The sequence below is a fragment of the Patescibacteria group bacterium genome (genome assembly GCA_026417895.1).
Lineage (GTDB): Bacteria > Patescibacteriota > Patescibacteriia > UBA2591 > CALHIP01 > CALHIP01.
This window is the reverse complement of record JAOACJ010000017.1, coordinates 1-22,597: the sequence shown is the minus strand read 5'-3', so window position 1 is coordinate 22,597 and position 22,597 is coordinate 1. Positions and strand designations below refer to the sequence as shown.

Here is a 22,597-nt window from a genome sequence, read left to right as displayed (position 1 = left end):
TTTATTCAATAATAAAAGCAAAGAATTTATCAGTTTTTAAATCGGTTTTAAATTTAATCGTTTCATCTTCTTCTTGGATCGATGCCGGATATTGCCAGATAATTTTTCTTTTCTCGGGCAAAATAATTTCTCCCTGGAAATCACTTTTTCTCCCAGGTTGTTTTTGAATGAGCAAGCTGTAGGAGGTTGGTTTTTTTTCTAAATTTAATTTAAATGGTAAAAGATATTGAAAAGAAATTTCTTTTTCCTCGCCTGGTGCGATTTCTAAAAAATTGCCAAAGCAAGTTTTACCAAATTCTTCAGTTATTCTTGTGCCAGAAACTTGATCAATAATTATTTCTTTTTCAATGTTTTTTAAATCTTCATCAAGATTAAAACCTGGCTTAACGACAGCCAATTCTTTTTTTGTTGCCCTTTGACTGCCAAGAAAAACCGTTCCTTTTGGCAAATAAACCCTTAACCAACTTAAATCTTTTTTACCGGTAAAAAAATCATCCTTTTGACCATAATGTTTTCTTCGAATGGTCAAAGTGCCAATCATTGAACCGTTGAGATTAACTTCCACTTGGTAGAAAATTTTTTGTTCTATAACTCCTTCAGTTTTTGTTCCGTTGACATTGGTGGCGACAACTAATAAATAATCAAAAGGTGTTTCTTTAATCTCGCCTGTCCAATTTTTCTCTTGAAAAAATTTTTCTATTTTTTCATCGACAGAATAAAGAAGAATTTTCTTTTCTGATAAACCCTCAATTATTTTTTCGAAAATTTGAAAAAATTTATCTGGCTCTGCTTGAATAATTTTTTTTATTAAAATCGGTGTTAAATCAACTAAAAATTGTTTTGGTTTCCTTTTTTCTCTTCTTTCAATCTCGATAGCTTTCTGGGTTTCTAAAATGAAATTTTGCGCGTTAATAACTTTCTGATAATGTGGCAAAGAAATTTCACCAAGTACAGTCAAAAAATCGGAAATTAGCTCGGCATTAATGGCAATCACTCCATCAACGCTTGGACCACCAGAACGTTCAAAAAACCATATCAGTTTTCTCGCCGAGGTTGGAAAATCAGGAAACCAGTTGGCATCATGAAACATCCATTTTGGTTGAGCAATAAAAAATGGCGCTGGTGGAGCAACTTTGACTGTCAGCCAACCAGCTAAATCATAAGTACCGCCGGCTGGCATTTCAAAATTTTTAATCTGACCATTGGCAAAATCAATTAAAGCGTAAGTACCTAAGAAGCCACCCGTGGCTCTTATTTCGTTATTATTCTGAAAAACGATTAAATAACGTTTCATCCTATCGTGGTCAACTATCTTTTCAAAATTTTCTAAAAAAATGATGAATGTCTGGGTATTTTTTTTAAGGAGAGGAACCTCTTCTTTAACAATTTTAAAAATTGGTTGGAAATTTGGTGGCAGGTAACTAAGGTTAATTTGAGAAAAATTTTTTTCGATTTTTTCAACAAGAGGAAGGATTAATGCTGTTTTTTCTTTTAAAATTTTTGTGACCGTCAAAAAATCAAAGTTTAAAATTTCTGGTGGTAAAATTCCTCTATCTTTTTCCTCTTTTTCCTCAATTTTTACAAAATTTAAAACCTCATTGCCTGTCTTGGCTAAAATTAGCCCAATTTCTGATGAATCTTTTAAGACCTCAAGTAGATGAATCATCGTTTTTGAACGAGGATGAATTTTTAATAAAAATTTATTAGAAAAATTTGATTTTTCTATTTTCTCTAAACCAGAAGAAAAGTCTTTTTTCGCTAAATTAAAATTTTCTTCGGCTTTCGAAAAATTAAAATTTTTTAAACTCTCAAGGCCAAGAAAAAATTTATCTAAACTATAAAACTGATTCTCAATCAATTGAATTTTTAAGGTCATAATTTGAGAAAGAGAAAGTTTAACTAAAAAAATGGTGATAGGTATTAAAATAACCAAAGAAAGTATCAGACAAATTTTCCTAAAAAGATAAAGAGAATCAAGAAATTTTATTTTTGATTTCTCTTTTTTCCTTAAATCAATTAAGTGGGGAGAGGCTTTTTCTTTTTTCAAAAAATCAAATTTTATTTTTTTATCATGAACCATATTTATGATTGAATATTTTTATAAATTTCTAATATTTTTTCAGCCATCCTTTGCCAGGAATATTTTTTTATCTGTTTAAATCCCTTTTCTTTCAAGTTTTTTCTTAAATTTTCATCGGTCAATAATTTGTTCATCGCCCTTTTTATTTCTTCCACATCATAAGGGTTAAAATAATAAGCTGCCTCACCGAAAATTTCTGGTAAAGAGGAAAGGGTAGAGGCTAAAACTGGCGTACCATAGGCCATTGCTTCGAGGCCAGGCAAACCAAAACCTTCGCTTAGTGAAGGAAAGATAAAAAATAAAGCATTTTGATAAAGATTAGCCAATTCTTCATCACTCACCTCACCTTTAAAAATAACTTGATCATTTAAGCCCAACTTTTGACTGTATTTTTTTAAACGTTGATAAAAATAATCATTTTTACCAACCAAGATAAGTTTGAGATGAGAAATGTTTAGATTTTTAAAGGCAAGAAGCAGTCTTTCTAAATTCTTATGAGGATAAGCGGCGCCAACATAGAGAATATAATTTTGAATTTCGAAGTTTGAATTTTGAATTTTGATTAAATCAACCCCTTCGTAGATAACTTCAATTTTTTTTGGATCAGCTTTCAAAATTTCCATCACATCTTTTTTGGTTGCTTTGGAAACGACAATAATTTTTTTTGCTAATTTAACGGCATTTTTTATAATTAACTGATAAAAAATCAGTTTGACCTGATAAAGAAAGTATGGTAAAGTTGTAGCTTTTCGTCGAGATTCTGGAAATTTAGAAATAATTAAATCATGAATAGTGATAAGAAATGGTTTTCGGTAAAAAATTGGCACATTAAAATGAGGAAAATGGACTAAATCTAGATGATATTGATAAAGTCGAATGGGAAAAATAATTTGCTCTTTGACTGAATAAGGTCGGATGTTAATTAAAACTTTGTGGAAGTTATAATTTTTTGACTGATACTTGTTAAATCCATCTTGACGTAAAAAAATAAAATATTCATTTTCAGAATCAATTTTTTCTAAATATTCAATAAGTTTTTCGGTATAACGACCGATGCCACGATCAGAAATTCCGTATAGACGAGCATCAATGCCAATTCTCATAAAATTATATCTCTTCGGTGGTCGTAAATTTATCTTCAAAAAGGTGAAAAAGGCGTTTTTCTTTTCTCTTTAATAAATATTTAGTCACTCGGGCAATAAATAAAATATGATCCCCTACTTCAATTTCTTTTTCGACTTGGCACTCCAAATAGCCTAAGGCTTCTCTAATGATCGGACAATCGATCGTTTCGGCTTCTTCTTTATGAAAACCAACTTCTTGAAACTTATCAAAATCTCTGCCCGATCTTCTGCCACACCATAATGCCTCTTTTTCAAAATCTTTGCTAATGAAATTAATCACAAAAACGCCTGAGACTCGAATTAATTCTAAAGAAAATCTTGTTTTGCCAATGGAAACAGCATAAAGCATTGGTTCAAAAGATAAAGGAGTGTGCCAGTCAAGAGTTATAATATTATCTTTTCCTTTGGCTCGACAGGTAAGAAGAATCGTCTGCCTTGGATTGGTTAAGGTAGTTAAACGCATTTTTTATTTAAAAAATTTTAATAATTTTTCTAGTGGTTGGGTATTAATAATTTCTTCTTTTTCGGCCCAGCCACGACGGGCTTGGGCAATGCCGTATTTAATAAAACGCATTTGATCATGATAATGAGAATCGGTGTTGATAACCATTTTGACGCCTACTTCTTTGGCTCTTTTAATATTTTTGTCATTTAAATCTAATCTTTCGGGATAAGAATTTATTTCTAAAATTGTGCCTGTTTCTTTGGCTACTTTCAAAATTTTTTCAAAATCAATTTGATATTCATCGCGCCGTTGAATAATTCGACCAGTTGGGTGAGAAATAATATCAACATTTGGATTTTTCATGGCTTTAATAATTCTTTCAGTCATTTTTTCTTTTGACATTTTGAAGTGAGAATGAATGCCGGCTACGACAAAATCCAATTTTTTCAAAACCTCATCTTTAATATCAATTGACCCATCGGCCATGATATTTGCCTCACAGCCGTGTAAAATATAGAATTTTGGATTTTTTCTAGTGGCCGATGGATTGAATTTTGAATTTAATTTTTCAATTTCTCGATGTTGGGCTATTAATTTCTTCTCGTCTAAACCATGTTCAATTCTCAAAAATTTAGTGTGATCAGCAATGCCAATGTACTGATAACCAATTTTTTGAGCAGCCAAGGCTAATTCTTCAATCGTATCTGCTCCGCCATCCCATTTTGAATGAAGATGAAGGTCGCCCTTAATATCTTTATAATTAATAACCTTTGGTAAACGGTGCGCTAAAGCCGCTTCAATTTCGCCTTGGTTTTCTCTCATTTCTGGAGGAATCCATTCCATGTTCAGGGCCTGATAAATTTCCTCCTCATTTTCTCCGGCTATCATTTTTGAACCTTTAAAAAGTCCATACTCAGAAAGTTTTAACCCCTTTTCTAAAGCAACTTTTCTTAGGGCAATGTTATGTTCCTTGGACCCAGTAAAGTATTGAAGCGCGGCTCCATAACTTTTTTTTGGCAAGACACGAATATCCATATCAAATCCCTTTTTCATTCTCACTGAAGCTTTCGTCTTACCTTTACCCCAAATTTTAACTACACCTGGCAGGGAAACAAAGAAGTCCATTACTTTCTCGGGCTTTTTTGAAATGACTAAAAAATCAACGTCGCCTATCGTCTCTTTCATTCTTCTTACTGAACCAGCCACGTCAATTTTCTCGACTACTTTTAAATTTTTTAATTTTTCATAAATTTCTTGAAGATGGGGAAAAATGTCACCAAGCAAAAATCTCCCCTTGCTTCTTTTTAAAAAGGCAATTCCCTCTAAAATATTTTTTTCTGTTTTTTCACCAAAACCAAAAAGTGGCGCAATGCGATGACTCTTGGCCATCTTTTCTAGGTCCTGAAGATTTTTAATGCCTAATTTTTTATACAAAACTTTGATCTTTTTTGGACCTAAACCTTCAACAGCCATTAATTCTTCTAAGTTAACTGGTATTTTTTTCTTTAACTCTTGATAATATTTAATTTTCCCGGTTGCTAAATATTCTTTAATTTTCTCAGCTATACTTTCGCCAATACCAGAAATTTCTTTTAAGGCCTCAATGCCTCCTCTTTTGTAAATTTCTGCCACGTCATCTTCTAAGGTTTCTAAAGTCAAGGCTGCTCTTTCGTAGGCATAAGGTTTAAAAGCTACCCCTTCCATTTCTAAATAATGAGCAATTTCATAAAAAATTTTGGCTAACTCTTGATTGGTCATAATTTGATTTTAATAAATTTTATAAAAAAAACAATTCTTATAATGTGTTAAGACACTGAGAGAAAAAAATTGAGAAAAATAAAAAATAAAATAATAACAGCAAAAACTGATGTAGAATTACGGTCATGGCTTTAATTTGACACTAGTTTTTATTGCTTTAATTAAATCATTTAAATCGTATGGATTAACAAAAATAATTTTCTCATTTTCAATTTCGGTCAAAGAAGAAGAATGGCTAGTAATCACTGGCGTCCCACAAGCCAAAGCCTCAACAACCGGATAGCCATAGCCTTCATAAAAAGATGGGTAAACAAAAACTTTAGCTAAATGATACAAAAGATATTTATCCACTTCTGGAAGATAGCCAAGAAATTTTACCCTTTCTTCTATTTTCAAATCCTTCGTTAATTTTTCCAATTTTTTCTTCTCTCTGCCACAACCGGCAACAATAAGACCGAAATCTAGAACTGGCAATCTAGAATCTAAAAGAGAAGCAAGGGCATAGATTAAAGTTTCAAGGTTTTTACGGGGCTCAAGACAACCAAGATATAAAATAAAGTCAGTCGGTAATTGATATTTCTTTTTGACTTTAAAAAGTTGCCGATCATTTTTTTCTATTTTTTTAAATTCAGGGTTGATGGGCGGTTTTTCTACTTTAATCTTGTCGGGTGGTATTTGATAAAATTTAATTAAATCATTTTTAGTATTTTCCGAATGGGTAATAATTTTTTCCGCTCTTTGACAAATTTTCTTTGGTTTAATTAATTTATGCCAAAGACGTTGTCTAAAAGTAAAAAAATGGGGATAAATCTCAAAAGATAAGTCATGAACAACAAGCGTGATTTTTTTTCTTCTTGAAAAAGCAAAAAAATTAAAGTTTGGACAAAAAATTTCGTCAATTTTTTGGCCGATTCTTTTTTCTACCAATCGGTCGATTTTCGGCCATTGAAAAAGCCAAAGTAGAAAATTAAAAATTTTATTTGGCCAATGAAAATCTATAATTTTGAGATTAGGAAAGTCCAATTTGGGTAAATCAATATTTTTCAATTTAGCCGAATTATAAAAAAGAAAATACTGATTTTCTGAGTCTTGGCTTAAGGTCTGCTTCAAAAAATTCATCGTATATTGAGCCACGCCGGTATAGGGCCTATCCAGAAGTGAGCGAATGTCGACGAGAATATTCATAAGTTATTGATAAAGTTCTTAATTTTTTCTTTAAATATTTCTTTAGAAAATTTTTGGCTGTGAGTGCGAATTTTTTCTGGATTAAATTCTTCGGGTTTGAAACGAATAACGGTATCAGCCAAAGCTTCCCATGTTTGTTCGTCAAAAAACTGACCAGTTTCATTTTCAATAACCGTTTCTAAAGCACCACCAGCGCGGTAAGCAATGACTGGTCGGCCCGAGGCCATCGCCTCCACAGCAGTAATGCCAAAATCTTCTTCTTGAGGATGAATTAAAGCCTGACAATGAGCAAGATATTGAGCTTTTTCTTCTTCGGAAAGATAGCCCAAAAATTCAATATTAGATTTAATCTCTGGACAAAGATTTTTCCCCTCTTCCCTGGTCATACCAATAATTTTTAAAGGAATTTTCAATTTATTAAAGGCCTGAATAACCAAGTCAACTCTCTTATAATATCTTGGTCGAGAGATGATTAAAAAATAACGATCAATTTCTTTCGAAATAAAAAAACGATCAACTTCAACTGGTGAATAAATGACGGCGTCAGGCGTACGCTGGTAATGTTTTTCAATCCGTTTTTTGATAAATTGAGAAATGGCAATGAGATAGTTTGGCCTTTTGATCGCTGTCAAATCCCATTTTCTTAAATAATCTAAAACTTTCGGTAAAAAAAATCTGGCTAAATTTTCCAGACCTCTTAAATTTCGAAGATATTCTTCGGGCTCAACCCAGAGATAGCGAGTCGGTGTTAATAAATAACAGATAGATTTTGTTTTTGGTGGCACAATCACGCCTTTAGTAAAAGCCGAGCAGATAGAAAAAACAAAATCATAACCGTGAAAATCAAATTTTTCAATCGCTCGTGGCATTAATGGTAAATACCAGCGATAAAAGTTTTTTGCTAAAGGTAATTTTTGTAAAAAAGAAGTTTTGATTTGATAGGCAGAGAATCTGTTCTTTGTTTTTTTCTCATCATAAACCAAAGTATAAACAGGTGCTTCCGGATAAATCTCGTGAAGCACCTCTAAAACTTTTTCAGCTCCACCTAACTGGGTTAGCAGGTCGGTAACTAAAGCAATTTTCATTTTTTATTTTCTCTTAAATAATAAAAATGGGGCGGCGATAGAAATTGAAGACCAGGCACCAGTGGCAATACCAACCATCATCGCTAAAACAAAATATCTAATCGTTTCTCCACCAAAAAAGAAAATAGCGAGTAGAGCTAATAGGGTAGTGATTGTTGTATTTAATGATCGAATGATCGTCTCGTTCAGACTGCGATTAATTGTTATTTCAAATTTCTCATTGGGATGGAAAAGAAAATTTTCTCTAATTCGATCGTAGATGACAATCGTATCATTTACTGAATAACCAAGCACCGTTAAGATAGCAATAATAAAAGGAGTGTTTATTTCCACATTCCGAAAACGACCAAGAAAGGCAAAAACACCAAGCATTACCAAAACATCATGAATCAGGGCTAAAATTGCTCCGGCTCCATAACGCCATGATTCGCCTCTCTTAATAATTTTTGAAAGTCGACGAAAGGCCCAAGCAATATAGATAAGAATAGCTATAACAGCCAAAATGACTGCCCATCTTGCTTTATTGATTAACTCGCGACCAATAATTGGACCAATTGATTCAAAACGAATTTCTTCGGGTTGACCGAGTTTTTTTAATATTTTTTGATGCGTCTCTTCGTCAACCTCTTTGAATCTCAAGACAAAAGTTTGGTCGTGGGTGGGCTGAATAATAACTTCACCTAAATCAAACTCTTTAATTTTTTCTTTAATCTCTTCGGACGATGGCATTTCTTTTCGATATTTTATTTCCATCATTGTCCCGCCAGTAAAATCAATACCTGGTTTTAAACCAAAAAGAATCAAGAATAAAACTGAGAGACCAATCAACCCACCAGAGATAGCAAAGAAAATTTTTCTTTGACCGATAATATTATACATATTTAAAATTTCAAAATTCAAATAGTTAATGCATTGTTAACCTAATCAAGGTCTTTGTTACAATAATCGCCGTAAACATACTCGTCAAGACGCCTAGCCCTAAGGTTAAACCAAAACCACGTACTAAGCCTGTACCAAATTGGTAAAGAATAAAACAAATAATTAAAGTCGTAATATTTGAATCGCGGATGGCTGACCAAGCGTGGCGGAATCCTTCCTCAATAAGAGTTAAACCAGTCTTTCCTAATCTTTCTTCATCTTTTATTCTTTCAAAAATCAAAACATTTGCATCAACGGCCATCCCAATGGACAAAATAAAGCCAGCAATTCCCGCTAAGGTTAGAGTCACTGGTAATAATTTAAAAATGGCTAGTACTAAAATGATATAAATAATTAAAGAAAGAGAAGCAATAAGACCTAAGCGTCGATAAAAAATAATCATAAATAAAATCACCATCAGCAAGCCAATTAAGCCGGCCATAAAGCTTTTTTCAATCGAAACTTTACCTAAAGAAGGGCCAATGTTTTGTTGAGCAATTAATTTAATCGGAACGGGCAAAGCGCCAGCTCTTAATCTCTGAGATAACTCTTTCGCCTCTTTGAGAGTAAATTTCCCAGTAATGACTGCTTTGCCTGATGGAATTTCTTCTTTAACAGTGGGAATACTGATCGGATAACCATCAAGAAAAATTGCTACTGGTTTACCGATATTTCTTTTGGTAATTTCGGCAAAGAGTTTTGTCCCCTGCTCGTTAAATTCTAAAGCAACCATTGGCTCGCCCGTATTTTGATCAAATTCTAAATGGGCCGTCTTTAATTCCTTACCCGACAGGCCAGTATAAACCCATTTTTCGCCGGTTAGTTCTGCCTCTGAAATTGTCTTAATTAAAAGATGACTGGCTAAAATTTCTGGTTCTCCTTTTTCATTGGTTCGCTCATCAAATTTTTTAATAATATGATAACCAAATTGTGTTTTGACTAATGTTTTTGTTATTTCACCCTTTTTTAATTTAAAAGCCGCCTCCTCAAATTCCGGAACCATTGTTCCTTTACCAAACCAGCCTAAATCACCCCCCCGCTCTTTAGAACCGGCATCCTCAGAATATTCTCTGGCTAAACGAGCAAAATCAGCTTGAGGCTGAAGAGCTTTTTGTAAAATCTCTTCGGCTTTCTTTTTTGCTTCTTGATTATATTTTTCAATTTCTTTTTTTTCTTCTTCAGTCAATTCTTTCTTTTGTTGTTCTTTAAATTCTAAAATTGGTGTTTCACCAATCATTTTAATGGCTTCTTTAACATTTTTGATGCCAGGTAATTCGACAATAATTTTCCATTCCTCACCGGCTTTGGCTGTTTGGATAATAGGTTCAGCAATACCAAAAATATTAACCCTTCGTTCGATGACATCACGACCGCCCTCAACAGCAGAAACTCGGTCTTGAGGCGGAATGTTATCAGTTTCGGTCAGATAAACAAGTTGTGTACCACCTTGTAAATCTAAACCTAAATGAATTTTTTGTTTTGTCAGCCATTCATTGAAGGGCAACCATTTTGGCAAACGGGGAATGTCAACCAAAAGTGCCAAAAGGACTAAGAGTAAAATCAAAATAAAGGCTGTCCAAGGTTTATTCATAGCGACAAGAAATTATGAATTTTTGCGAAAAATACAAATTTAGATAAATTCGGCTTAGCAATTTGATAATTTATAGTATAACAATTTCATTGACTGTGACAAGATTAGAAAATTAGCCATATTTTGGATAACAACACTTTTTATACTTCCTACCACTACCGCAAGGACAGGGATCGTTTCTACCAGTTTTTTTTCTGCTTTCAATGGCTGGCTGTTGAAACTGAGAGCTCGGCGACTGTCTTTCTATCGAAATTTTAAAAATTGAATAAACAACTTGTTTACGAATGGCTTCTAAAAGTTCATGGAATTTATAATAAGCTTCTTTTTTATATTCTACCAGTGGATCTCGTTGACCATAGGCACGCAGACCAATACCACCTTTTAAATTTTCCATCGTTTCTAAATGAAAAATCCAACAGGTATCAATTGACCTTAAAAAAATCATTTTTTCAATTTGTCGCATTAATTTCTCTCCGCCAATCCTCTTTTCTAACTCCTCGTAATTCTTTTGAGCTAAATGGAAAAGGTAATCAAAAAGAAGTTCTCTCGCTTTAACATCTTTTTCACGAGTGCCGGCCTGACTTCTTATTTTTTCGAAACTTTCTTTAAAGTCAGAGGGTAAAGGAAAAATAGTCGAAACAACCTCACCGATTTCCCTGAGGTCCCATTTTTTTTCTAAATCATGACTAGTGTGAAAGGCAATAATTTTTTCAATTTCCTCTTTAATCATTTCAAAAATCCTTGCTTTGGTTTTTTCTGGTTCTTGTAAAATTTCTCTCCTTAGACGATAGATTGCTTCACGATGTTTGTTTAAAACATCATCATAATCTAAAAGGTGTTTGCGCAAATCGAAGTTATAACCTTCGACCCTTTTTTGTGCCTGCTCAATAGAACGAGACAGTAATCGATTCTCTATTGGCAAATCTGGGGGGAAATTAAAAGTCTGCATTAAAGCCTTGATTCGTTCGCCACCAAAAATTTTCATTAAATCATCTTCTGCTGAAACAAAAAATTGAGAAGAGCCAGGATCACCTTGACGACCAGCTCGACCACGAAGCTGATTGTCAATTCGTCTTGCTTCGTGTCTTTCAGTACCAATGACATGAAGCCCGCCTAAAGCAATGACTCTTTTTTGTTCTTCTAAATCTGGTGGATTACCGCCGAGAATAATATCAACACCACGGCCAGCCATATTAGTTGCCACTGTTACTGCTTTCAATTTTCCAGCTTGAGCAATAATTTGAGCTTCTTTCTCGTGGTGTTTGGCATTTAAAACCTGATGAGGAATACCTTCTCTTTTTAAGAGATCAGAAAGTAATTCATTCTTTTCAATGGAGGTCGTTCCCACTAAAACTGGCTGGCCTCTTTGATAACGTTCTTTTATTTCCTGAACCACTGCTTTGAATTTCGCCTCTTCGGTAGCGTAAATGCGATCAGGCAGTTCGACACGAATTAACGGTCGATTGGGAGGAATAACGACTACTTCTAAATTATAAATTTTATAAAATTCTTCAGCTTCGGTTATAGCTGTGCCAGTCATACCAGCTAGTTTTTTATAAAGTCGAAAATAATTTTGAAAAGTAATAGTGGCTAAAGTTTTCGATTCTTTTTTGACTTCTACCTCGGTTTGACGACCAATCTCATGTTCTCTTGCTTCAATGGCCTGGTGAAGTCCCTCTGAGTATCGACGACCAAACATTAAACGACCAGTAAATTCGTCAACAATGACAATTTCACCATCTTTAACGACATAGTCTCTGTCCCTTTTGAACAAAGCCTTCGCCCGTAGGGCGGCTGTAATATGATGATCCAATTCCAAACCCTTTCTCACCTCCTCTGGATTTGAACTACCAGCCATTTGCCAAGGATCAAAACCTAAGGACTTAATAATTTTTTTCTGTCCTTTTTCCGTTAACGCTACTGTCCTCATTTTTCTATCAAGATTGTAATCTTCATTTTCTTTTAACGGTTCAACCAGACGAGCCAATTGATAATAAAGGTCAGCCGATTCTTTGGCCGGACTAGAAATAATTAAAGGCGTTCTCGCTTCATCAATCAGAATTGAATCAATCTCATCAATAATAGCATAATTTAGTTCCCGCTGAACCGTATCTGCTAGATCATAAACCATATTGTCACGTAAATAATCAAAACCAAATTCGTGGTTGGTACCGTAAGTAAGGTCAGCTTGATAGGCCTGTTGTCTTGGTACTTCTAATAACTCCTCACCACTGCCCAAATTGGTTGTTCTCCCGTCTTCTTTTGGCTGATAAAGATAGGCTTTTTCATGATTTAAGACACCGACCGATAAACCTAAACAATGATAAATTGGCCCCATCCATTCGACATCACGCCGGGCGAGATAATCATTAACAGTGACAAGATGACAGCCTTTTCCTTCTAAAGCATTTAAATACAATGGCAAGGTGGCGACTAAAGTTTTTCCCTCGCCGGTTTTCATTTCCGCCACTTGACCACGATGAAGAACAATACCGCCCAAAATTTGGACATCAAAATGACGCATTTTTATTGTTCTTTTTGCTGCTTCTCTGACCAAGGCAAAAGCTTCTGGCAAAAGATCGTCAAGCGTCTCACCTTTTTTTAATCTTTCTTTAAACTCAAAAGTTTTCTCTTTTATTTTCTCGGTAGGTATTTTCGCCAACTCTTTCTCAAGAGAATTTATTTTCTCAAGAATCGGTTGAAGTTTTTTTAGATATCGTTGATTAGGATCACCGAAAATTTTTGAAAGAAGACTCATAAAACCAATAAATAAAAGCCCTATTTTTAAATCAGTGGTCGACCGGTCATTTCTTTTGGTTGAGGAATATCGAGTAACTTTAAAATCGTTGGACCCACATCGGCTAAAACACCAGCTGGTTTTATTTTACTTAAATCAGGCACCTCTATTTTTCTTTCTTCTAAGCCATTTTTAATGAAAATAAAGGGAACGGGGTTGGTTGAATGTTCTTTATCAATTTTCCCAGTCTGAAGATTAATTAATTCTTCGGCGTTGCCGTGATCAGCTGTCACTAGAGCAACTGCGTTTTTTTTCAAAACCAAATCAATAATTTGACCAAGACATCTGTCAACTGTTTCAATGGCTTCAATGGTAGCTAATAAGTTGCCGGTATGGCCAACCATATCTGGATTGGCAAAATTGACTAAAATAAAATCATATTTTTCGTAGGTCAAAGACAAAATCACTTGTCTAGTAATTTCTACTGCACTCATGGCTGGTTTTTGGTCATAAGAAGAAACTCGTGGCGAAGGAATTAAAAGCCAATCTTCTTTAGAAAATTTTTTTTCTTGACCACCATTGAAAAAATAAGTGACGTGAGCATACTTTTCGGTTTCGGCTAAATGAAGTTGTGAAAGCTCGGCCTCAGCTAAAACTTGAGCCAAAGGATATTCTATTTTTTCACTCGGAAAGGCAACTTTAACCGGCAACCCTTCTTCATAATCAGTAAAGGTGACAAAAAATAGGTTCTGTAAAGTTCTTTTTCGCAGAAAATTTTCAAAACCAGAAACAACAAAGGCTTTGGTTAGCTCCCTTGAACGGTCGGCTCGAAAATTAAAAAAAATCACTGCATCGTTGTCTTCAATTTTTGCCACTGGTTGATTATCTTTAACGATGACGGTTGGTACAAATTCTTCATCAAAAACTTTCTGTTGATAGGATTCGGTTATGGCGGTCAGCGGTTCGGTAAATTTTTTTTCTGATATTCCCTCGGTCATAGCCAAATAAACCTTTTCAATTCTTGACCAATGATTATCTCTGTCCATAGCATAAAATCGACCAGCTAGTGTAGCGATTTCACCAAAATTAATCTCTTTCATTTTTCTTTGAATTCTTTCAACAAATTTAAAACCAGAATTATAAGGGGTATCACGACCGTCAAGAATACCGTGGAGATAAACGTTTTTTAAATTTTCTCGTTTCGCCAATTCTAAAAGTGCCTCCAGATGATCAATTGAAGAGTGGATATTACCATTGGAAATTAGGCCCAAAAGGTGAAGTTTTGAATTATTTTTTTTAACATGATTGATTGCCTCTAAAAAAACAGGGTTATGAAAAAAGTCGCCTTCACTAATAGACTTATCAATTCTTGGTAAGGTCTGATAAATAATTCGGCCGGCTCCTAAATTAAGATGACCAACCTCTGAATTGCCTTGTTCGCCCCAAGGTAGACCGACGGCTAAGCCAGCCGCTTGTAAAGTATAGGTTGGATAAGTAGCAATAAGTCCAGAAAAAATAGGCGTTCGAGCAAGGGTAATGGCATTACCATGCGACGGCGGCGCTACCCCCCAGCCATCAAGAATAATGAGGACAAGTGGTTTATTGTTTTTATCAATTTCTGCCATGTTGATAAATTTTAATTCTCTTGCTTATTTTTCAAATTTCAAATTCCAGACCAATTAACAGCCAATATCCAAAATATTTTGAGAATTTTGAATTTATTTTATTAAACTTCGTCCAGTCATTTCTTTTGGTTGGGGAATGTTTAATAGTTCCAAAATCGTCGGTGCTACATCAGCTAAAATTCCTTCTTTCAATTTTAGTTTTTTATATCTTTTAGAAAACAAAATAAAAGGAACAGGATTTTTGCTGTGAGAAACAGAAATTTCACCGGTTTTTAGATTAATCATTTCTTCGGCGTTACCATGATCAGCTGTTACTATCACCAATCCCGTTTCTTTGTCAACTAAATTAACTATTTTTTTTAAGCAACCATCAACTACTTTAATCGCCTTAATTGCCGCCTGAAGGTTACCGGTATGGCCAATAATGTCAGGGTTAGCAAAATTAACGGCGATAAAATCATTACCTTCTTTTATTAACTTCAAAACTTGGTCAGTCACTTTATCAGCACTCATTTCTGGTTTTTGGGCATAATTCTCTACTGATGGCGAAGGGACAAAAATTCTTTTTTCACCACCTCTTGAATCATTATAGCCACCACTAAAAAAATAAGTAATATGAGCGTACTTTTCTTTTTCTGCCAGATAAGCTTGAGAAAGACCAGCTAGAACTATAGGAAGAGAATTTTTTATTTTTTGAGCCGGATAAGCTGTTTTCACTGAATCGAGATGGGTACCAAAATCCGTTAGGGTGACGAAAAATATTTTTTTGAAAATTTTTTTTCTTTTGAAAGCGTGGTGATTATTTTTTTCGAAATTTTTTTGAACAAATGGTTTTGTTAATTGTCGAGCCCGATCAGATCTTAAATTGAAAAATATCACCGCATCATTTTCTCTAATTAAAGTGGTAGGTTGGTGATTCTTAGTGATAATTGTTGGTGGAATATATTCATCAGTCAAGCCGCGATTATAAGCACGGCTAATTGCTTCTTCAAAAGAGTCTGCTCTTTCTCCCTTTCCCAAAGTTAAAAGATGATAAACCTTTTCAGTTCTCACCCAGGTCTTTTTTCTATCCATGGCATAAAATCGACCGCTTAGAGTAGCAATTTCTGCCTGATTGATTTTCTTTTCTATTTTTTTAATCGCTTTTAAAGCCGAGTGTTGAGAAGTGTCTCGACCATCAGTAAAAAGATGTAGAAAAATTTTTTTGATTTTAAATTTTTCAGCCAGAGCAATCAAATTAATTAAGTGTTCGGGATTAGCATGAGCAGTTGGCCTTTCTGCAATCATGCCTAATAAATGAAGGGCGACTTTATTTTTTTTGACATATTGACAAACCTCAATTAAAATTTTATTTTTGAAAAATTTTTTATTTTTAATTTCCTGCGAAATTAAAACTGAATCATCTAAAACAATTCGACCAGCACCTAAATTAAAATGGCCGGCCTCAGAATTCCCTTCTTGATCGGGAAATAAACCAACCGCCCTTCCACTGGCTTGCAGTAAGGTAAAAGGATAATTTTTTTGCAAATAGTTAAAAGTTTTCGGTTGAGCTAAAAACACTGCGTTGCCTCTTTTTTCTCTTGAGTATCCCCAGCCGTCAAGAATAACCAAGACGACCGGTCTATTTTTTTTAATAAGTTCTATCATCTTTATAAGTTTTTATTGTTTTGTTTATAAAATAGTTATTGGTTATTAGTTTTTAGTTTTAAAACTGACAAATAACTACAACCAATAACTAAAAACTATTAACTATTCTCTATTTCTTCTTCAATTGCCATCAATCGATTATATTTTGCCATCCGTTCACCTCTTGTTGGACCGCCAGCTTTAATAAAATCAGCATTAATCGCCACCGCTAAATCGACGATAAAATCATCGTTAGTTTCACCAGAACGATGAGCGACTTCAATTTTATAATTATTTTCTCTGGCTAATTTAATACATTCAATTGTTTCAGAAATGGTACCAATTTGATTTGGCTTAATGACAATACCGTTGGCTGAATTAAACTTAAGACTTATTTTCAATCTTTCGATATTAGTCGTTAATAAATCGTCGCCAATGATGAATAACTCTTCCTGCATTTTTAATAAATCATCTTTTAATCTTTGCCAACCAGAAAAATCATTTTCTTCTAAAGGATCTTCTAAAAGTTTAAGAGGATATTTTTTAATCCAGTTTTGATAAATTAAGGATAAATCACGACGAGATAATTCCTTACCCTCCAAACGATAATATCCTCGTTGATCATAAAATTCTGAAGCGGCGCAATCAAGGCCTAAGTAAAAATCTTGACCAAATTTATAACCAGCCATTTCTGTAGCTTCGACTAAAAATTTTAAACCCTCTTCATTATTTAATAGAGATGGAACTAAGCCACCTTCATCACCGACAGCTTTTGAGGTTCCTCTTCTTGATTTTAAAATGCCTCTTAGATGAAAAAAAATCTCTACTACCTTTTGAATCGTCCGAGCAATTTTCTCTTTTCCTTTAGGGAAAATTAGAAATTCTTGAATTTCTAAATTTGAATCGGCGTGTCGTCCGCCATTGATTAAATTAAAAAGTGGAATTGGCAGTTGATAATTTAGAAGGTCTAATTTAAAAATTTCGCGAAGATAGCGATAAAGAGGTAAATGAGTAGCTTTTGCTCCGGCCCGAGCACAAACTAAAGAACAAGCCAAAATGGCATTCGCCCCCAAACGAGATTTATTTTTCGTTCCGTCAAGTTCAATAAGTTTTTGATCGATTTCTTTTAAATGAGTTACCTCTAAACCACTCAGATTTGGCGAAATAATTTCTTTAATATTTTGACAAGCTTTCAAAACGCCCTGACCATTGAAACGAGAAAAGTCGCCGTCACGCAATTCTAGAGCCTCATAACTGCCACGTGAGGTTCCAGCCGGCACAGAAGCAGTTTCTTCTAGATTGTTATCTAAAAAAATTTTTGCCTCAACGGTCGGCTGGCCACGTGAATCCAAAATTTCGCGGGCGATAATTTTCTTTATCTTAGCCATAATTTTTAAACTTTATTTTGGCTCTGCTGATTATTATCAAAAACAAAGACAGCCGCTGCCACTACCGATGTCCAAAGACCGTTCTTGTCTCCTTCGGCTGTTTGGGTGATATTAGAGGTTCGAATAATTTTACCACTCATTTTATAAAGTTGTTCTCTCTCATCCCAAGCTTTTTCTGCCTCAAATTCTATACCTAAAGTTGAGGCCAACATCGAAGCGGCTAGATCTTCTGCGTATTCGCCGGCAATCACTTCTTTTTCTCCGAAAGAATGATGCTCAGAAAGATAACCATAAGCCTCGGCTTCGCTCGGCCAAGCACAACCGACAGAAGCAGCAATAAGACGGTTTGGCTCGTTAGTTGAATTTCTAGCCATGACACAAAAAACAATTTGCCCCGGCTTAAGATATTTCAATCCTTCTTCTCGACTAATTCTTTTACAACCAGGAGGAAGAATAGAAGAGACGGTTACTAGGTTGAAGGGCGAAATACCAGCATCTTTTAAAGCCAATTCAAAAGATTGGAGATAATTTTTATGCCGACCTACGCCCTTGGTAAAAAAGACTTTTGGTGGAACAAGAAAGTGTAGATTCATTTTATTTTTTCTTAATGATTAAAGGTTTTAGGCCGGGTAGGGTCTTGCCGCTAAGAAATTCCAGCATTGCCCCACCGCCAGTAGAAATAAAAATATTTTTTGGTAATTGGTAATCGGTAATTGGCAATTTTATTGAAGCAATTGTTTCGCCACCACCAATAAAAATTTTTGCTTTTTTATTTTTTATTATTACTTCAATCATTTTCTTTGTTCCCTCGTCAAATGGTTTTTCTTCAAAGTATCCTAACGGTCCATTCCAAACTATCATTTTAGCAGATTTAAGCAAGTGAGCAAAGATCTCGATTGTTTTTTGACCAATATCAAGAATTTTAAAATTTTTAAATTTGTTCAACTCCTCTATTTTTAAATTTTGAATTTTGAATTTTGCATTTTTCTTTTTGCATTTTATTTTATCATCTGATGGTATAACAATTTTTTTATTTTTCAATAATTTTTTTGCCTCTTTAACCATATTTGGCTCATAAAGAGATTGGCCAATATTGAGTTCTCTCGCTTTGAAAAATGTGTTAGCTAAGGCGCCGCCAATTAAAATTTTATCGGCTAATTTTAATAAATTTTTGATGACCGGTAATTTAGTGGAAATTTTTGCGCCACCCATTAAAATCACTAAAGGATGTTTTGGTTTTTCTAAAATTTCTGACAGGTTTTTTACTTCTTTCTCTAGAAGAAAACCAGCATAACTAGGTAAATAATCAGTGATGGCGGAAACTGAACTATGATTTCGATGACAAACCGGAAAGGCATCGTTAATGTAAAGATCGGCTAGTTCGGCCAATTTTTTGGCAAGTTTTTTCTCATTTTTTTCTTCGCCCGAATCAAAACGAATGTTTTCTAAAAGAATGATTTCCCCTCCTTTTAATTTTTCAATCTCTTTTTTTACTTTCTCGCCAAAATAATCATCAATAAATTTTAAATTTTTGATTTTTAATTTTAAATTTTTAAAAACTGGCTTTAAACTATACTGTTTGACTCTTAATTGATAACTTTTAATTTTTTGCGGATTATCTAAATGCGAAATCAAAATTACTTTTGCCTTCTTCTTAATTAAATGAAAGATCGTTGGCAAATGGGCCTTGATTCTTGAATCGTCTAAAATTTTGCCATTTTTTATTGGCAAGTCAAAATTAACCCGCAGGAGAACTTTTTTATTTTTTAAATTTAATTTTTTAAAAGACTTCAATTTCATTGCTGTTATTTAAGTAATTGAAGAAATTGTTCTGCCTCTTCTTTTAAACTTGGTTTAAGTTCAACTGCTTTATTCACCATCTCCAAAGCCTTTTTCTTTTCGCCTACTTTTTGATAAAGAACAGCCAAGTGGGTATAAATTTCGACATAATTTGGATGAAGTCCTTTTGCTTTTTCAACAATTTCGATTGCTCTTTTTAGATTATCTATTTGATAATAAGCATTCGACCAGGACAAAATTAAGAGAGGATCAGAATAAAGGTCAATTTTTTTGTCTGCTTCTTCTAATTCATTAATAGCTTCTGAAAATTTACCTTGCCGTAAATAAACAACACCTAAGGCTTTACGGGAATCCCCCACTTCAGGGTCAAGCTGAACAACTTCTTTGGCTAAATTAAGGGCTGTTTCTAAATCATTCTTTAGCAAATTGGTATTAATCAGACCGAAATAAACCTGTTGACGCTGAGGAGAAAGTTTTTTTGCCCCCTCAAAAGCCATTTCCGCTTTATCAAGCCACTCTTTTTTACCCTCGGTCATCCCGGCCGAAATATAAAATTGACCAAGTTGAATCCAGTAGCGAACGTCTCTAGGGTGTTCTTGAATATTTTTTTCTAATTCAAAAAGAATAAATTTGATCATTTCTCTTTTTGTTTTTTCGTCTTGAACTTTATTTTGGTTTTTAACGAAACTCTCGATCAAAAGTGACCTTACCTCAGGATTAATGAAAGTGTTAACCGAAAGAGATTTTTGATAAAATTCAAGACCAGCTTTTAAATCAATTTGGCTTAAACGAAACCCCTTGACAGCTGTTTGACTGGCGTAAAGTGGTTTCAAATTGAAATTATAAATCATGATTGGCAAAATAATTAGGAAAAAGAGAATTAAAATCGACTGGGAAAATTGTTTTGAGTTTTGAATTTTTAATTTTGGATCTGTTTGAAATTTTTTGGGGAGGGTTTGAGATTTTTCTGGGCTAATATTTATCTGCGGCTGAGTAATAAAATAAATCATCGCCACAGAGAAATAAAAAATAATCAGTGGTCCTGGTGTATCAAAAACTGTTAAGTTCTGAAGGAAATAAGATAAGAATAAAAGAGTTAGAGCGATTAAAGAGAGACGAGATTGGCTTTCTTGTTCTTTTTTAATTTCTTTAAAGAGTAGATAAAAGATAGCTATCCAGATTAATAAATAAGAGATTAACCCGACAATTCCAGTCAACGATAAAACGTCGATAATCTGATTATGAGACTTATCAAACCAAGAGTTTTCTTCTCCCCAACGATAAACTTTTGGCTTAAGATATTTGTTAAAAATAATATGAAAGTTTTCCCAACCCCAGCCAGAAATTGGTCTTTCTAAAAACCCTTGCCAACCAGCTTGCCAAGGAATAATTCGGTTTTCAATGTTTTCACTTAAATAGACAAATCGATACATCAAGAGAGGTGTTTGGTAAATCCAGGGCTTTCCTTTCTGTGTTTGTAAAAAAATTAGTCCACCAATCAAAGCCAAGATTAACAAAATAAAAATAGGAATAAAAATGAATTTTATCCAGTAACGAGAGAGGTTGAATAAAAGATAACCCCCCAAAATTAAGAATGAAGTAATAGAGGCCATAATAACCATTCGCGAAGCGGTTAAAAAAATAATTCCTAAGTTAAAAAAAACAAAACCCAGCGCCACTCCTCGCCGGAATGGTTTTTTTTCTTTTAGAAATAAAAAAACGGTCAAGAAAAGATGAAGCATTGAGTAAACTGCTAAATAAATAGGATTGCCTAAGGTCGCACTCATTTGTGGATAATTTGGGCGAAGCACAAAATCTAGACCAAGTCTTTGAGCTAATCCGTAAAGACCAACCGAGAAAGAACAAAGTAGGCTGATAAAAATTAATTTTCGCCAATCTTCCCATTTTTTTAAAGTAGAACTTAAAACCAGAAACCATAGATAAAAATGAACGAAGGCAAGAATACCAGTCATCCTTTCTTGGGTTGACCAGAAAGAGCGGGAAAAATCTACGCCGACTGCCGCGGTTAAAATTAAAATGCTAAGAAAAATAGTTAAGGTTAAAATTAATGGATTTTTAAAATTCGGTCGATAGCGTTTATCATAAATAGCCAAGAACAACCAAGCTACAAAAATAATTTCCACTAAAATCTGAAAAACAATCATTTTGCTAAAAATATAGGGATACATTACGTTCTTATAGACAAAAAGGGGGAGAAATAAAATGAAAAATGATCCTACAGAGATAAAAGCCAAACAAACTTTTTTAACCTTCGGTAGCATATCATTTTAAAAATATATTTATCTTTGTAGTTTATATAATTTTCGGCCATCATCAAAGGTTTTAATCAAAGAGTAATGGGTTAAACAAGAATGTTGAATAATAAACTCTACAAATTCTCTTGAAGAGTAATTTTTAAAAGCACCTGCCATCTGTTTTTCCTTTGGATCATGTGTCTGAAAAAACAACTCTTGACAGTCAAGTCTTTTTAGTAATTCAATCAGTTGATAATATGTTGACCTTCTCTTAAGAAAATGGTGAAAAATATTCAAAGCAAGGACGATGTCGTATTTTAATTTTTCATTCTTTTTATAGTCAAAAATAGAGCCTAAAAAAATAGAAAATTTATCCTCATTGGCTAGTTTTAATTTTTGCATAAAGAAAACATCTTGAGGGTTTATTTCTATAGCATCGCAAGTAAAACCTAATTCTTCAAATTTATGGCAAAAATATCCCAAATTAGCTCCTATATCAAGTAAACTGCCCTTTATGACAGAAAGATTATTTTTGATTAAATCAAACCTTTCCTGACCGTACTCTGCTGGAATATCATCTAAATCATAATGATAAGCCATCTGATACAACTTACCTCCTAAAATTTTAGAATAAGATAACAATTTATTTCTAAACTCAACCCAGTTTTTATGGCGCATCAAAATCATCACAGGAATTTTGGGTAAACGAAGAATTTTGGCAATGCTCAATCTGTGTGCCCCGTCATGAAAAATAGAATGACCATCTCTTCCTATACTAATTAAAACCTCGTCGTATCTCTCATATATTTTGTCTTCTTTACCATTATATACTTCTATTCTTTTTGATTGATCCGTGCTTAAAAGATAACCTTTTGTTTGAATGTCGTGGAAAAGCGCATCAATGTTTTGAAGATATCGATCAAATTTTTCTTGAGTATGACAGTTCCACCATATTTCTCCTTGTTTAATTTTATTAACAT

At 33.8% G+C, this 22,597-nt stretch carries 16 protein-coding genes; all 16 read right to left on the bottom strand.

Annotated elements, in window-relative coordinates; translation table 11 throughout:
• Nucleotide 1: 1 nt before the first annotated feature.
• Nucleotides 2–2,080: a DUF4012 domain-containing protein gene (locus N2259_03405; protein ID MCX7779256.1), complete on the bottom strand. Its 2,079-nt coding sequence runs from the start codon at nucleotides 2,078–2,080 to the stop codon at nucleotides 2–4.
• A 2-nt stretch (nucleotides 2,081–2,082) separates the two neighbouring features.
• Nucleotides 2,083–3,183: a glycosyltransferase family 4 protein gene (locus N2259_03400; GenBank protein MCX7779255.1), complete on the bottom strand. Its 1,101-nt coding sequence runs from the start codon at nucleotides 3,181–3,183 to the stop codon at nucleotides 2,083–2,085.
• 4 nt (nucleotides 3,184–3,187) lie between these two features.
• Nucleotides 3,188–3,667: a flavin reductase family protein gene (locus tag N2259_03395; GenBank protein ID MCX7779254.1), complete on the bottom strand. Its 480-nt coding sequence runs from the start codon at nucleotides 3,665–3,667 to the stop codon at nucleotides 3,188–3,190.
• 3 nt (nucleotides 3,668–3,670) lie between these two features.
• Nucleotides 3,671–5,407, bottom strand: coding sequence for a DNA polymerase/3'-5' exonuclease PolX (gene polX / locus N2259_03390; GenBank protein MCX7779253.1), 1,737 nt, complete (start codon nucleotides 5,405–5,407; stop codon nucleotides 3,671–3,673).
• A 123-nt stretch (nucleotides 5,408–5,530) separates the two neighbouring features.
• Nucleotides 5,531–6,592 carry a glycosyltransferase family 4 protein gene (locus N2259_03385; protein MCX7779252.1) on the bottom strand — a complete coding sequence of 354 codons (1,062 nt, stop codon included), beginning with the start codon at nucleotides 6,590–6,592 and terminating at the stop codon, nucleotides 5,531–5,533.
• Nucleotides 6,589–7,677: a glycosyltransferase gene (locus N2259_03380; GenBank protein ID MCX7779251.1), complete on the bottom strand. Its 1,089-nt coding sequence runs from the start codon at nucleotides 7,675–7,677 to the stop codon at nucleotides 6,589–6,591. Before N2259_03380 ends, N2259_03385 begins: the two co-directional genes overlap by 4 nt.
• Nucleotides 7,678–7,680: 3 nt before the next feature.
• Nucleotides 7,681–8,556 (bottom strand): protein translocase subunit SecF, encoded by an 876-nt coding sequence (gene secF, locus N2259_03375; GenBank protein ID MCX7779250.1) that lies wholly within the window; start codon nucleotides 8,554–8,556, stop codon nucleotides 7,681–7,683.
• Between the two features lie 25 nt (nucleotides 8,557–8,581).
• On the bottom strand, nucleotides 8,582–10,186 hold the full coding sequence (secD, locus tag N2259_03370; GenBank protein MCX7779249.1) for a protein translocase subunit SecD: 1,605 nt from the start codon (nucleotides 10,184–10,186) through the stop codon (nucleotides 8,582–8,584).
• 112 nt (nucleotides 10,187–10,298) lie between these two features.
• A complete protein-coding gene (gene secA / locus N2259_03365) occupies nucleotides 10,299–12,944 on the bottom strand; it encodes a preprotein translocase subunit SecA (protein MCX7779248.1) in 2,646 nt (881 codons plus the stop codon).
• A gap of 26 nt (nucleotides 12,945–12,970) precedes the next feature.
• Entirely contained in the window at nucleotides 12,971–14,548 is a 1,578-nt protein-coding gene (gene gpmI / locus N2259_03360; protein ID MCX7779247.1) for a 2,3-bisphosphoglycerate-independent phosphoglycerate mutase, read from the bottom strand.
• Between the two features lie 93 nt (nucleotides 14,549–14,641).
• Nucleotides 14,642–16,195 (bottom strand): 2,3-bisphosphoglycerate-independent phosphoglycerate mutase, encoded by a 1,554-nt coding sequence (gene gpmI, locus N2259_03355; GenBank protein MCX7779246.1) that lies wholly within the window; start codon nucleotides 16,193–16,195, stop codon nucleotides 14,642–14,644.
• A gap of 98 nt (nucleotides 16,196–16,293) precedes the next feature.
• Nucleotides 16,294–17,562, bottom strand: coding sequence for a phosphopyruvate hydratase (eno, locus tag N2259_03350; protein MCX7779245.1), 1,269 nt, complete (start codon nucleotides 17,560–17,562; stop codon nucleotides 16,294–16,296).
• 5 nt (nucleotides 17,563–17,567) lie between these two features.
• Nucleotides 17,568–18,155, bottom strand: a complete 588-nt coding sequence (locus N2259_03345) for an arginine decarboxylase, pyruvoyl-dependent (protein MCX7779244.1) — start codon at nucleotides 18,153–18,155, stop codon at nucleotides 17,568–17,570.
• Between the two features lies 1 nt (nucleotide 18,156).
• Nucleotides 18,157–19,362, bottom strand: coding sequence for a phosphoglycerate kinase (locus tag N2259_03340; protein ID MCX7779243.1), 1,206 nt, complete (start codon nucleotides 19,360–19,362; stop codon nucleotides 18,157–18,159).
• A gap of 5 nt (nucleotides 19,363–19,367) precedes the next feature.
• A complete protein-coding gene (locus tag N2259_03335; GenBank protein MCX7779242.1) occupies nucleotides 19,368–21,644 on the bottom strand; it encodes an O-antigen ligase family protein in 2,277 nt (758 codons plus the stop codon).
• Nucleotides 21,645–21,662: 18 nt separating this feature from the next.
• The coding region (locus N2259_03330) for a methyltransferase domain-containing protein (protein MCX7779241.1) at nucleotides 21,663–22,597 on the bottom strand (935 nt) is incomplete at its 5' end.

Coding starts and splice junctions, on each gene's coding strand:
- N2259_03385 (MCX7779252.1), bottom strand. CDS start 6,592: ATGAATATTCTCGTCGACATTCGCTCACTTCTGGATAGGCCCTATACC.
- polX (MCX7779253.1), bottom strand. CDS start 5,407: ATGACCAATCAAGAGTTAGCCAAAATTTTTTATGAAATTGCTCATTAT.
- N2259_03380 (MCX7779251.1), bottom strand. CDS start 7,677: ATGAAAATTGCTTTAGTTACCGACCTGCTAACCCAGTTAGGTGGAGCT.
- gpmI (MCX7779246.1), bottom strand. CDS start 16,195: ATGATAGAACTTATTAAAAAAAATAGACCGGTCGTCTTGGTTATTCTT.
- N2259_03340 (MCX7779243.1), bottom strand. CDS start 19,362: ATGAAATTGAAGTCTTTTAAAAAATTAAATTTAAAAAATAAAAAAGTT.
- N2259_03405 (MCX7779256.1), bottom strand. CDS start 2,080: ATGGTTCATGATAAAAAAATAAAATTTGATTTTTTGAAAAAAGAAAAA.
- N2259_03345 (MCX7779244.1), bottom strand. CDS start 18,155: ATGAATCTACACTTTCTTGTTCCACCAAAAGTCTTTTTTACCAAGGGC.
- eno (MCX7779245.1), bottom strand. CDS start 17,562: ATGGCTAAGATAAAGAAAATTATCGCCCGCGAAATTTTGGATTCACGT.
- gpmI (MCX7779247.1), bottom strand. CDS start 14,548: ATGGCAGAAATTGATAAAAACAATAAACCACTTGTCCTCATTATTCTT.
- secA (MCX7779248.1), bottom strand. CDS start 12,944: ATGAGTCTTCTTTCAAAAATTTTCGGTGATCCTAATCAACGATATCTA.
- N2259_03335 (MCX7779242.1), bottom strand. CDS start 21,644: ATGCTACCGAAGGTTAAAAAAGTTTGTTTGGCTTTTATCTCTGTAGGA.
- secF (MCX7779250.1), bottom strand. CDS start 8,556: ATGTATAATATTATCGGTCAAAGAAAAATTTTCTTTGCTATCTCTGGT.
- secD (MCX7779249.1), bottom strand. CDS start 10,186: ATGAATAAACCTTGGACAGCCTTTATTTTGATTTTACTCTTAGTCCTT.
- N2259_03395 (MCX7779254.1), bottom strand. CDS start 3,667: ATGCGTTTAACTACCTTAACCAATCCAAGGCAGACGATTCTTCTTACC.
- N2259_03400 (MCX7779255.1), bottom strand. CDS start 3,183: ATGAGAATTGGCATTGATGCTCGTCTATACGGAATTTCTGATCGTGGC.